Genomic DNA, 11,502 nt, shown 5'->3' with positions numbered 1-11,502 from the left:
AAAGCATTGTTTCAATGTGCGTCCATGTCATTCCCCGCCCGGGAGTATTCGACTATTTTCAAGCCCCCAACCGCTCCCCACATCCCCCGGCGGAACATATGACTCGCGCTATTACCCTGCAGAGCGTCAGCAAGCGTTACGGACGAGCTGATCGCGCCGTCGACCGATTCAGTCTCGACGTCAAACCGGGCGAATTCGTCGTGCTCCTGGGCCCCTCGGGCTGCGGGAAAACGACCGTTCTCCGCATGATTGCCGGACTGGAATCGATCACCGACGGCGAGCTCCTCCTCGATGGAGAACCGGCCGGTCATTTGCCCCCCGGCGACCGCTCCATGGCCATGGTGTTCCAGAACTTCGCCCTCTACCCCAACATGACCAACCGCGACAACATCGGCTTCCCCCTCCGGGTGGGCGACCCTCGTGGGGACCGCCGCCCCCACGTCGACGCCACCGCCCGGATGCTGGGCATCGAAGACGTCCTCGACCGCTACCCGTACCAGATCTCGGGTGGCGAACGGCAGCGCGTCGCCATGGGGCGGGCCATCTCGCGACAGCCCTCCGTCTTCCTGATGGACGAGCCCCTGTCCAACCTCGAAGCCAAGCTGCGCAACCGACTGCGAGCGGAAATAGCCCAGCTCACCAAGGAGTTGGGCGTCACCACCATCTACGTCACCCAGGACCAGGCCGAGGCCATGTCGCTGGGGGACAGGGTCGGGGTGATGCGCGGCGGCGTCCTCCAGCAGGTCGGGAGCCCGCGTGACATCTACGCCGTACCGGACAACGTGTTCGTGGCCGCCTTCATCGGCACTCCGCGGATCAATCTGCTCCAGGCCGTGGTCAACGCACCGATGGAGGGCGGGATGTCGCTCGACCTTGGCAGACAGCGGTTGAACCTGCCGGAACCGCTGAGCGTGGACCATCAGTTGCTGCGCATCCAGCAGGGGCGGCAGATCATCGTCGGAGTGCGTTCCGAGGCGACCAGGATCGCCCTGCCGAGCCAGGCCCGCCCGGGTGAGGTGCCGCTGACGGGCACGGTCGAGTTCACCGAGTACCAGGGTCACGAGGCGCTGCTGTACGTCAACATCGGCTCCCGGTCAGCCTTCGTGCCCAATCTGGAATCGCCGCGCCCCGCTGTGTCCCCGCGCCGGCTCCGGGGCCGGTCGAAGGACAACGGCACCTTCCTGACCAGGTGGAAGGAGCGGATGAACACCTATGTCTCCGGCCCGCCGGCCGTGTTGGAAGAGTCGGGCCCGCAGCCGTACGGGCCTCCGGTCGGATACGGACCGCACGATCCGGGGCGTCCCCCGGCACCCGCCAGTTCGCTCGTCGTCCGGGCGAGTCCCAATCTGTGGCTCCAGCCGGGGGCCAGAGTGCCACTGCTGGTCGATCTCGCCCAGCTCTACGTGTTCGACCACTACGGCAGACGCATCTGTCCCGCACCTGCGGAACTGCTGGGCATCGACGGCTGAGGTGAGGGCCCCTGCGCCCACCGGGGCCGGGGCCCATGGCATCGGAAACCCAAGGCCAGCAGCACGACCACGACCCGCACTCACGTGCCCGCCCGAACGATGGGGGCGCTGCCGAGAATTGGATCGATCCAGACGAGCAGCAGATCGATCCTGAACGGTGCGGATAGGTACAGAACGGAACGGTACGAAACGTACGTACGAAACGGAGGGCACACCGCTGGGACGCCGACCCCCCGCGGAGAGTGCAGCCGCAAGCCGCAAGCCGCAAGCCGCAAGCCGCAAGCCGTGCAGGCCGTGAGCCGCACGTCAGGGAAGGTCCGTGAGGGTGCTCCCGTCCGTCCCTCGGTGGTCGGGCAGGAGCACCCTCAGTGCTGTACCGGGCGGGGGCGCATCGCCTGCTCCGCCGGTCACGGGTGCGGATGTCGCCACTGCACCCCACGCTGTCCTGCTTCGAGTGATTGCCGCGCCCCCGGCCGGGATCGCAAGGTCAGCCCCGGCCGAGTGTGGCCGGTATGCATGGCAGAGAATGACGGTTCGCGCGGTTCCGCTCGGGGACTTTCGCAAGACCCTTTCGTTCCCGGTCTGCGTTTATGTGAATTGCCGGCCATGCTTGTCCGGTCAACTTCCCTCCGCGTGCACGTGCGCCACGGCTTGATTTCGAGGGTCGCATCACCCGCCGTCAGGGAGCGCGTGTGATTGCAGTGACGAATCCACCACCCTCGCCGAACCGCAGCGGCAGAAGGACCCGGTGGAGTTCTAGCCATTTACCGCACGACGTCATTCGCGTCCGGCCGGATCTGTCGTGCGAGTGCGTGGAGGTCCCGATGCGGTTTCGGCGGACGGCGCACAGTCTGGATTCTCGGCCGTATCCACAAATGAAAGAACGTTGTATTTACCGGGTGCAAGGAGAATTGGTCACCCGTGTTGCCCTGTGGTGGCCTCGAACTGAACCCGCAACCCGTCGATGATCGCCCGCAGGCCCGTCTCGAACGCTCTTTCGTCCACCTGCTCCTGTCGCTCGGCCAGCAGGTGCGCCTGACCCAGGTGTGGATAGTCCGCAGGGTCGTACGCCGTCCGGTCGTCGACGAAGCCCAGGGCGAAGGAGCCGAGGGCGGACCCGGTGATGAAGTAGCGCATCAGTGCACCGATCGAGGTCGCCTGCGCCGGTGGCCAGCCCGCCCGCACCATCGCCCCGAACACCGCGTCGGCCACCCGAAGCCCGGCGGGCCGGCGACCCGGCCCCTTGGCGAGCACCGGCACGATGTGGGGATGGGCCGTCAGTGTCGAGCGGTAGGCGACTCCCCAGGCGTGCAGCGCGGTGTCCCAGCCCCAGTCGTCGGCAGGTGGCCGATCGTCGAACATCGAGAGGTCCACCTCTGCCTGGACGGCGTCGGCGACCGCGTCCAGGATTTCGTCCTTGGTGCGGAAGTGGTGGTAGAGGGAAGGACCGCTCACGCCCAACTCGGCGGCCAACCGCCGGGTGGAGACCGCCTCTACGCCCTCCGCGTCGACGAGTGCACCCGCCGTCTCGACGATGCGTTCGCGGCTCAGGAGGGGCTTGTGCGGTCGGGCCATGCGCCACATCGTAGGGCCTGCCGTCCGAGCCGGACGTCGCAGGCCAAGGTGCGGTCGAGCGCACCTTGCGGCCACCGGGTGCGACCGCGATCCACCACTGGCCCTCGCTCCTGCGTCCGACCCTAAGCGCTCGCTCATAGGTCCGGGTATGGTTTGCCCAGTGGACAGGAAGGGGCGCGCGATGACTGCGGCCGATGAGATGACCTGCGACGACGTGCCGTGGGGCGAGGTTTCGCCCGAGGCGGCGAGGAAGCTGCTCATCGCCGCGGTGGAAGCCTTCGCCGAACGCGGCTACCACGCCACGACCACGCGGGACATCGCCAGCCGGGCCGGCATGAGCCCCGCAGCCCTTTACATCCACTACAAGACGAAGGAAGAGCTGCTCCACCGCATCAGCCGGATCGGTCACGTCCGGGCCCTGCGGGTCCTGTCCACCGCCGGTGAGCGCGAGGGCACGCCCCCGGAGCGGCTCGCCGATGCCATCAGCTCCTTCGTGCGCTGGCACGCCGGTCGGCACGACACCGCACGCGTGGTGCAGTACGAACTGGAAGCCCTCTCGCCCGAGCACCGCACGGAGATCGTGGAGCTGCGGCGACGCAGTGACGCCGTCATCCGCGGCATCCTGCGCGACGGGGTGGAGTCCGGGGACTTCGACGTGCCCGACGTTCCCGGAACCACGGTCGCGGTGCTCTCCCTCTGCATCGACGTGGCCAGGTGGTTCAACTCCAAGGGCCGTCGCACTCCCGAGGAGGTCGGGGAGCTCTACGCCGATCTCGTGCTCCGCATGGTGTCGGCGCCGTCGGGCCACGGCCGCGGTCGGTGAGTTCCTCGACGCTCGCACGCCGAACCGTGTGACACGCGTCACCCTGGTCGGGGCGATGACTCTTGCCTCCCCTCGCGGTCATACCCGCAAGACCATCGCGATGCCCGTGCCGCAGCGAGCGCCGCGTACGGGAGGGGCTCCCATGACCCACACCGTCGACGCCTCCTGCCGGAAAGCCCGGACGGCGGACCGGCCCCGCGGACGGCGCGCGGGCTCCTCGTCGTCGGTACGGCGGCTGTCGGTCGACGACCGTGCAACCGCCACCATCGACCCTCTCCACCATCGACCCGTGAGGAACCAGCGATATGACGAACACAGCCAACGGACCCGCCAGCTACTTCCCGTCCATCGAGAAGAAGTACGGGCGCCCGGTGACGGAGTGGAAAGAGCTCATCCGTGCATCGCCCCTGGTCAAGCACATGGAGCTCGTCTCCTGGCTGAAGGCCGAGCATGGATTGGGCCATGGCCACGCCAACGCCCTCGTCGCCCACACCCTCGCCGAGGACAGCGGGCGCTGATGTTCTGCCGCGGGCCCGCTTCGGGCGGGGCGACCCGCGTACCGCTCAGAAGTAGTAGCGCGAGACCGAATCGGCCACGCACACCGGCTTGTCACCGGACTCGCGCTCGACCGTCACCCGGGCGGTCACCTGGACCCCGCCGCCCGCTTCCACGACGTCCTGCACGGTCACCGTCGCCCGCAGCCGCGATCCCACCGGTACGGGCGCGGGGAAACGCACCTTCTCCGTGCCGTAGTTGAGGCCCATCTTCGCTCCTTCGACCCGCATCACCTGGGGTACGAGCAAGGGCAGCAGGGAGAGGGTGAGATAGCCGTGGGCGATGGTCGTCCCGAACGGACCGTCCGCCGCCCGTACGGGGTCCACATGGATCCACTGGTGATCGCCTGTCGCCTCGGCGAAGCGGTCGATCCTTCGCTGGTCGATCTCCAGCCAGTCGCCCGGCCCCAACAGCTCGCCGACCGCGGCGGCCAACTCGGCTGCGGAAGTGAAGGTCCTCGGCTCGGCCATGGCCCTGATCCCTGCCTCTCACGTTCAGGCCCCCTGGGAGCCGCCCCGGTGTCACCGTACTGAACCGTACAGAACCGAGCAGCCGGGCAGCCCGGTCGGAGCCGGTGCAGGGCGTGTCCCGCCGGGCGAACTGCATGAGCGGGCCCGACGAGCCCCAGGGTTACCCGGCCGAGGGGCATCGGGTGGTCCGCTCCGTCCCGCGTGCGCCGCAGGCCCAGTAGGGTCGCCGGGTGCCCCAGTTTTCCGAGACCACACACGAGCTGACCGTCGGCCAGCTCTCGCAGCGCAGTGGGGCGGCCGTGTCCGCACTCCACTTCTACGAATCCAAGGGGCTCATCAAGAGCCGTCGCACCACCGGGAACCAGCGGCGCTACTCCAGGGACACCCTCCGTCGGGTGGCGTTCGTCCGCGCCGCACAAAGGGTGGGCATTCCGCTGGCCACCATCAGGGACGCCCTGACCGAACTGCCCGAGGAGCGCACCCCCAACCAGGACGACTGGGCGCGGTTGTCGCAGACGTGGCGCAGCGAGTTGGACACCCGCATCAAGCAGTTGGCGCGGCTGCGCGACCATCTGACCGACTGCATCGGCTGTGGCTGTCTCTCCCTGGAGACCTGTGTCCTGTCCAACCCGGACGACACCTTCGGTCAGCGGATGGCGGGTTCCCGACTGTTGCCGGTGCGCCGTGAGGCCGGGAGCGCCGAGTAGGTCCTCCCGTACCGTCCGTTCACGAGGTCGTGGTGGATGTGGTCCGGGCGCGGCATGCCGATGGCGGGCTCCGTGCCGGTGAGTGCCCCCGTGCACTCACCACGGGGCGCGGACGGTGGTCCACGCGGTACCGGGGGCGATGCGTGTGCGATGCCCGCTCGGCGCTGCTCAGGCCACCGAAGCCAGCGTCACCCGCCCCACCGCTTTGGCCGCGGCCACGGCCTCGGACGACAGTACGGGCCGGGGCACCACGATTCCGCAACCCAAGCAGACCGGCCCGCTCCAGGGCTCCCGCGTGAGGTTTTTGCGCCACTCGATCTCCCTGCCTCCGCACGCCGGACAGGACTCACCCGGGGGCCTGCCCAGCGCTTCGATCAGCCGGCGCAGCACCTCGTCGAGCGGTGCGGTGGGGTGGACGTTCGGGGTGTCACAGCGGGCCACTCCGTGACCGCCCCAGGTGCGTCGGTGCCAGTCGTCGAAGGGCGACGGCCGCCGTAGTCCGTCGTGCTTCTCGCGCTTGCGGCGGTCCGCGAAGCTCTCCTCGTACGCGAGCCAGACCGCGCGCGCCCGCTCCAACTCCTCCAGTGCGGCCACCAGCCGCGCCGGGTCGGGAGCCCGGTCCTCGGGCTCGATACCGTGCCGGGCACAGAGGTGATCCCATGTCGCCCGATGCCCATAAGGGGCAAATCGCTCAAGGCACTTGCGCAGCGAGTAGCGCCGCAGCGCCAGATCACACCGCGCGTCCCGCACCTGTCTCGCAAGACTCCTGAAACCGGCCATGCACTGCCACCTCCGTCGCTGGTACATCGGCGTTGGTGTATGGACGTACGACTGCCCGATCTGGCTCCATCCAAAATTCGATGGGGCCCATTAATGAAACGTTCCTACGATGGCGGGTGGGGTCGCACCTGCGCCGATGTCCTGTTGTCCCTTCCGTCTCGGAGCCCGAACTGCCCATCCGTGCCCCGAACCCATCGTGGGAAGACTGCCCCTGAAGACTGCCCCGAAAGCCCATCGGCAAGGGAGTGGGTTGTCGGACGAATACCACCGCGCGCAGGGGTTTCGATCCTGCCGGGCCCCTGCGACGGTCAGCGCCGACGTCGGTACCGTCTCAGCGGCCCAGCGGTGGGCGACGATGTGGGCGCACGGTCTCAGCGGCCCAACCGGCCGGCCGAGACCACCACGCGTGCCAGTTCCTCGTGACAGATGTCGCTGTGGGCGCCCGAAGGCGGCCCTCCGCGCCGCACCACCTCGGCGCAGTCCACGCTCACACAGCCGGACGCGGGAACTCCACGGGCCAGGGCTTGGGCCAGGGTCAGTCGTGTCGAGGGCGAGCGGACGGCCTGGAGGCCGTCGTATCCGACCGCCCACCAGCGGCGATCGAGGCCCATGGCCGTACGGTCGTCCCCGGCGAGCCGGGAGGCCAGCGGGTAGATCACGCCGAGTGCGCTGTCGTGCCGGGAGTGGCAGGCGACCAGCGGCCCGTCGATGCGCTGTTCCATGCTCCGAAGCGCCCCCGCGTTGTGCGCCGCGTGGGGGAGGCTCGGCGCGAAGGCGTAGTGCGAGAAGGCGCCCTGGAGCAGGGTCACCGACTTCACGGAACGCACGCCGTCGGGGAGGCCCTTCAGGGCGAAGGACACCAGTCGGGCACCTTGGCTGTGGCCCACGAGATGGACCCGTACGCCGGGTCGGGTGCGGGCGAGTTGGCCGAGGAGCGGACCGAGCCCCAGTTCGCCGACCGCCCCGGCCCGGCGTTTCATCGCGTAGTACGTGGTCTGGCGCAGCAGTTCCTTGGCGCCCTTCCAGGTCTTGTGGAACCCCTCGCCCAGGGAGTCGACGGAGAGCCCGGCGATTCCGGCCGGGTCCGTCTCGTCCCGGGCGACGGCGAACAGTTGGCAGAGCTCGAAGGCGTCCTCGAAGTACAGCGCCGGTGGTCCCTGCTCGTCCTGGGGCAGATCCGTGGTGAAGCACGTCTCCAGTCCGCCCGCGGGCGCCTCGGTCAGCTCTCGGGCCAGCCGTCCGAACTCGGCGAACGCCTCCCGGGATGCGGGGCGCTCGTCGAGCAGGCCGGCGAGCCGGGCGACGGTGGACTCGTGCCCGGGGAAGACCGCGTTCAACGCGGTCCGGCTGGCCTCGTCGAGTGCCGTCGGGTCCGTCGCCACGATCCTGTGCGCCGCCGCGTCGGGTGCGGCGAACAGTGAGGGGTCGAAGTCGGGGACGGGTTCGTCGGTGAACCTCATCGAGGGCCAGACGACTCCCGCGTACCCCAACCGTATCTTCGGTCCCAGCAGGCCCGGGAAGGGGGCGAAGAAGGAGGAGTACAGCCGTTGGGCGACCGAGGGCGAGTTGTTCCACCCGTGTGCGAACAGGACGAGGTCCGTGACGTCCAGCCGCAGCAGTTGGTCGCGCTGGGCGGTGTTGACGTCCCCGTCCTTGTCGAAGGTGATGTTCTGATAGGGCGCAACGCTCATCCCCGCCATGCGGTCCTCCCCCGGGTCTGCCTGCCTCTGTAGGCAGCATCCTGCGTACGGGAGGGAACGGCCAGACCCCGGACCGCGGGATTCGACTTCGCCGTGGCCCGGGTCCCGGCCGAAGTGGCCGGTGCCCCGCGGCGAACTGCTGCGTCTGCCGACGGGGCACCCTTCGCCCTGGTCAGAGCAGATGGGCCGGGGTGATCCTCGGGAGGTGGATCAGTACGTCGTACGACGGAGCCAGCCGTACCGCCTGGGGCGGATCGGGCCACCCGGCACCGATGCTCCGCACCGGACGGGCCTCGTTGAGCCAGGTGCGTGCGGCGGACGGAGCCGAGCGCAGGTCGATGGAGTAGTTCCGCCGGGACACGCGCTCCAACACCACTTCCGCGCTCCCCGGCTCGGGTGGTCCCACGGTGAAGGTGCGTACCGGCTCGGCCGGGTCGGTCAGATCGAGGGCGCGGAACGAACCCCGACCGAAGGTGAAGCCCACGTTCACGTACGCGTCGCCGATCATGTCCCGGAGGAAGGCGCCCTGGACCTTCGGATACTGCGCGGGGTTGCTGGATTCGTACGCCACATGCCCGTTGTGCGCCGACAGCAGCACGCGCCGCCCGGTCTGGCGCTGCCACCACACCGTGTTCTCGGCCATGATCCGGTCCCGGTAGCGCATCATCTCGGCCACGCCTTCAGGAGCGGCGTAGTCGAAGGCGTACATGCCCCCGACCTGGGCGACGGCCCGGGCGTGCTGCACCGCCCAGGAATGGCGTTCGCGGTCCTGACCGGGCCGTTGGCGTTCCAACAGGACCAGTGCCCGTTGCACGTCGGCCGCCAGCCGACGCCGTTCGGCCAGCGGCTTGGCGAGGTACGCCTTCATGGTCTGGTCCACCGATGCGGACGCCGGAGGCCGGGACGCCCGGTAGAGCCGGGTGAACTCCGTCAGGAGCCCTGGGTGCCGTTCGCCGATGTACTCCGTCACGAGGTCGAACAGGTGCGGGCCCGCGTACGCGGAGTCGTTGCCCATGAAGTGCACCGGCCGCTGTGGATGCCGGACGTTGTGGTCACGCATCCAGCGGATCAGATCCAGGTACTCCTGTGTGTTCCAGATGAAGTAGGCGTTCTGGAACTCCTCCCGCATGATCTGCCGCGGGTCTCCCGTGCCGTGCAGCACGTGGTCATTGAGCCGGACGCCCGCGTTCCAGTTGGCTTCCAGGGCGAAGGTGGCAAAACCGTCGCGTCGGACCAACTCCTTGAACACGCGGACCTTGGTGCGGAAGAACTCGTGGGAGCCGTGGGTGGCTTCGCCCATGCCCACGATCGAGGCGTCGCCGATCATCCGCCGCAGCGGACCGAGATCGGAGAGGGGGCGGGCCGTGCCGGCCAGCACGTGTGCGATGCGGTCGTCGGACGGGCGTGTTTCCGGCCGGGTGTGGGGTACGGCGGACGGTGCGGTCGGCGGCAGGCGGGGCGAGGCACTGGGTCCGGCTTCGGCGGCTGCGGCCGGTAGGCCGAGGGCGACGGAGGCCAGGGCGAGCAGGGTCAGCACACCCCGTTGGATCGCTGTTCGATGCATGCATTCACTCTGGCGACCTGCCGGTCCGGGGTCGAACCGGCAGGCCCCCGGCGGTCGGTGGGGTCACCCCCCTGGCTCCCTGTCCCCTGCCGTCAGTAGCGCAAGTACCTCCTGCGGACCCTGCGGAACGCGGCCAGCTCGTCCCGCCACGACCCCACCACCTCATCGGTGTCCGCGCCGGCGTCGATCAGGGTGCGGACCTTCGTCGACCCGGTGAGCTTGTCGATCCAGTGGTTGTTCACCCACTGGAACCCCGGCCAGGAGGCCCGCGCGGTCACCAGGAGGGCGATGCCGGTGCGCACCGGATCGAAGGCGTCCCGGTCGTGGACGTGCAGTTGCAGCCCGCCGCAGGTCTTGCCGACGTGCTTGTTGAACGTGGGGGTGAAGTACGCCTCGCGGAAGTGCACCCCGGCGAGGTCCAGCGACTGCGCGGCCTGCGCCCAGCGGCGATCGACCCCCGGGGCGCCGAGCAGTTCGAACGGACGGGTCGTACCACGGCCCTCCGACAGGCTGGTGCCTTCGAAGAGGCAGGTTCCCGAGTAGACCAGTGCGGTGTCCGGGGTCGGCATGTTGGGGCTCGGCGGCACCCAGGGCAGTCCGGTGTCCCCGAAGTGGTCCGACCTCCGCCAGCCGGACATGCGGACGATCCCGAGGTCCACCGGATCGCCCCGGAGGAATTCGCCGTTGAAGAGCAGGGCCAACTCGGCCACGGTCATCCCGTGCGCCTGGGCGATCCGTTGGCGTCCGACGAACGAGGCGAAAGCGGGTTCCAGCACCGGACCAAGTGCGGCCCTACCGCTCACCGGATTCGGCCGGTCGAGCACGACGAATCGTTTCCCCGCGAGGGCCGCCGACTGCATGCAGTCGTACAGGGTCCAGATGTAGGTGTAGAAGCGGGCACCCGCGTCCTGGATGTCGAAGACGACGGTGTCCACGCCCGATGTGGTGAAGACGTCCGCCAGTCGCTGCCCGCTGAGTTGGTAGGTGTCGTAGACGGGCAGACCGGTCGCCGGGTCGTCGTAGCGGCCTTCGGAGCCCCCCGCCTGGGCAGTCCCTCGAAAGCCGTGCTCGGGGCCGAAGACCGCGATCAGATCGATGCGGTCATCACCGTGCATCACGTCCACGATGTGCCGGACATCGGAGGTGACGCCGGTCGGATTGGTGACCACGCCCACCCGCTGCCCGGACAGCAGGGCGAACCCGTCGGAGGCGAGCCGGTCGAATCCGGTGCGCAGACGCCGGCGGTCCAGTGCGTGCGCGGCTGCGGGTGTGCCGGTGCCGGCGGCGGCCAGGGCGCCCGCCGCTCCGCCCGCGGCCAGCAGTCCTCTTCTGGTCAGCCTCATGAGGTCCCTTCCCAGCCGATGCCTGTCATGCTCACGCACGCTAGCGCTCTGGGGCCCCACAGGGAACGAGCCGGCCCGAGCCGTGCCCCATCAGATGGTCGAGCACCTCACCGAACTGTCGGTGCGGCGACTGCTGCCTGGCCTGGACGACTCAGTGGTCGTCCCAGTGCCCGTCATGGGCGGCATGGCGGTGTCCGTCGTGGAGGTAGTCGACGTGATCGCCGTGTTCCACGGCCGGATGTCCACAACCCGAGCCGTGTTCATGGACGTGCCCGCTGTGTGAGACGTGCTCACCCGGCTCGCACTCGTCCCAGTGGTCCGAGTGCTTCCGGTGGAGATGGCCCTCGTGGGCGTAGTCGATGTGATCGCCGTGGAGGACTCCCGGATGGCCGCACGCCGGTCCGTGCGTGTGCTCGTGCGCGGGGTGCTGCTGGTGGAGTACGGCCATGACCCTCACCCTTGCCTAGGTTCTTTCTGCCGGGGTGTTCACTTCCGTTGTGTTCACTTCCAGGTTAG

At 69.0% G+C, this 11,502-nt stretch carries 11 protein-coding genes; 4 read left to right on the top strand and 7 right to left on the bottom strand.

Features of this window, described 5'->3' with window-relative positions:
* The first annotated feature begins 98 nt into the window (after positions 1-98).
* Positions 99-1,469 (top strand): ABC transporter ATP-binding protein, encoded by a 1,371-nt coding sequence (locus ABZ348_RS24645; protein WP_358936496.1) that lies wholly within the window; start codon positions 99-101, stop codon positions 1,467-1,469.
* A 915-nt stretch (positions 1,470-2,384) separates the two neighbouring features.
* Here the strand turns inward: ABZ348_RS24645 and ABZ348_RS24640 are convergent.
* Positions 2,385-3,044: a TetR/AcrR family transcriptional regulator gene (locus ABZ348_RS24640; RefSeq protein ID WP_358936494.1), complete on the bottom strand. Its 660-nt coding sequence runs from the start codon at positions 3,042-3,044 to the stop codon at positions 2,385-2,387.
* A 181-nt stretch (positions 3,045-3,225) separates the two neighbouring features.
* Between ABZ348_RS24640 and ABZ348_RS24635 the strand changes: the two genes are divergently transcribed.
* Entirely contained in the window at positions 3,226-3,867 is a 642-nt protein-coding gene (locus tag ABZ348_RS24635) for a TetR/AcrR family transcriptional regulator (protein WP_358936492.1), read from the top strand.
* A gap of 305 nt (positions 3,868-4,172) precedes the next feature.
* On the top strand, positions 4,173-4,385 hold the full coding sequence (locus tag ABZ348_RS24630; RefSeq protein ID WP_358936490.1) for a DUF4287 domain-containing protein: 213 nt from the start codon (positions 4,173-4,175) through the stop codon (positions 4,383-4,385).
* A gap of 45 nt (positions 4,386-4,430) precedes the next feature.
* Here the strand turns inward: ABZ348_RS24630 and ABZ348_RS24625 are convergent, their stop codons facing one another.
* A complete protein-coding gene (locus tag ABZ348_RS24625) occupies positions 4,431-4,892 on the bottom strand; it encodes a MaoC family dehydratase (protein ID WP_358936488.1) in 462 nt (153 codons plus the stop codon).
* Between the two features lie 230 nt (positions 4,893-5,122).
* Here ABZ348_RS24625 and soxR point away from each other — a divergent pair, with 230 nt between their 5' ends.
* On the top strand, positions 5,123-5,599 hold the full coding sequence (gene soxR / locus ABZ348_RS24620) for a redox-sensitive transcriptional activator SoxR (protein WP_358936486.1): 477 nt from the start codon (positions 5,123-5,125) through the stop codon (positions 5,597-5,599).
* A 168-nt stretch (positions 5,600-5,767) separates the two neighbouring features.
* Here soxR and ABZ348_RS24615 read toward each other — a convergent pair whose 3' ends face one another.
* The 5 genes from ABZ348_RS24615 to ABZ348_RS24595 all read right to left on the bottom strand — a co-directional run bounded on the left by ABZ348_RS24615 (position 5,768) and on the right by ABZ348_RS24595 (position 11,434).
* On the bottom strand, positions 5,768-6,379 hold the full coding sequence (locus ABZ348_RS24615; protein WP_358936484.1) for a hypothetical protein: 612 nt from the start codon (positions 6,377-6,379) through the stop codon (positions 5,768-5,770).
* A gap of 371 nt (positions 6,380-6,750) precedes the next feature.
* The gene (locus ABZ348_RS24610; protein WP_358936653.1) at positions 6,751-8,070 is read right to left on the bottom strand and encodes a serine-threonine protein kinase; all 1,320 of its coding nucleotides are present in this window, start codon (positions 8,068-8,070) and stop codon (positions 6,751-6,753) included.
* Positions 8,071-8,251: 181 nt separating this feature from the next.
* The gene (locus tag ABZ348_RS24605) at positions 8,252-9,643 is read right to left on the bottom strand and encodes an erythromycin esterase family protein (RefSeq protein WP_358936482.1); all 1,392 of its coding nucleotides are present in this window, start codon (positions 9,641-9,643) and stop codon (positions 8,252-8,254) included.
* A 92-nt stretch (positions 9,644-9,735) separates the two neighbouring features.
* Positions 9,736-10,986 (bottom strand): DUF1343 domain-containing protein, encoded by a 1,251-nt coding sequence (locus ABZ348_RS24600; RefSeq protein ID WP_358936480.1) that lies wholly within the window; start codon positions 10,984-10,986, stop codon positions 9,736-9,738.
* 151 nt (positions 10,987-11,137) lie between these two features.
* Positions 11,138-11,434, bottom strand: coding sequence for a hypothetical protein (locus ABZ348_RS24595; RefSeq protein ID WP_358936478.1), 297 nt, complete (start codon positions 11,432-11,434; stop codon positions 11,138-11,140).
* Positions 11,435-11,502 lie beyond the last annotated feature (68 nt).

The sequence above is a fragment of the Streptomyces sp. NPDC005963 genome (genome assembly GCF_040638655.1).
Lineage (GTDB): Bacteria > Actinomycetota > Actinomycetes > Streptomycetales > Streptomycetaceae > Streptomyces.
This window is presented reverse-complemented; position numbering and strand designations above follow the sequence as displayed.

Bases quoted from the DNA above. Each gene is read 5' to 3' on its own strand.
- ABZ348_RS24645 (WP_358936496.1), top strand. From the start codon at position 99: ATGACTCGCGCTATTACCCTGCAGAGCGTCAGCAAGCGTTACGGACGA.
- ABZ348_RS24640 (WP_358936494.1), bottom strand. From the start codon at position 3,044: ATGGCCCGACCGCACAAGCCCCTCCTGAGCCGCGAACGCATCGTCGAG.
- ABZ348_RS24635 (WP_358936492.1), top strand. From the start codon at position 3,226: ATGACTGCGGCCGATGAGATGACCTGCGACGACGTGCCGTGGGGCGAG.
- ABZ348_RS24630 (WP_358936490.1), top strand. From the start codon at position 4,173: ATGACGAACACAGCCAACGGACCCGCCAGCTACTTCCCGTCCATCGAG.
- ABZ348_RS24625 (WP_358936488.1), bottom strand. From the start codon at position 4,892: ATGGCCGAGCCGAGGACCTTCACTTCCGCAGCCGAGTTGGCCGCCGCG.
- ABZ348_RS24615 (WP_358936484.1), bottom strand. From the start codon at position 6,379: ATGGCCGGTTTCAGGAGTCTTGCGAGACAGGTGCGGGACGCGCGGTGT.
- ABZ348_RS24610 (WP_358936653.1), bottom strand. From the start codon at position 8,070: ATGAGCGTTGCGCCCTATCAGAACATCACCTTCGACAAGGACGGGGAC.
- ABZ348_RS24605 (WP_358936482.1), bottom strand. From the start codon at position 9,643: ATGCATCGAACAGCGATCCAACGGGGTGTGCTGACCCTGCTCGCCCTG.
- ABZ348_RS24600 (WP_358936480.1), bottom strand. From the start codon at position 10,986: ATGAGGCTGACCAGAAGAGGACTGCTGGCCGCGGGCGGAGCGGCGGGC.
- ABZ348_RS24595 (WP_358936478.1), bottom strand. From the start codon at position 11,434: ATGGCCGTACTCCACCAGCAGCACCCCGCGCACGAGCACACGCACGGA.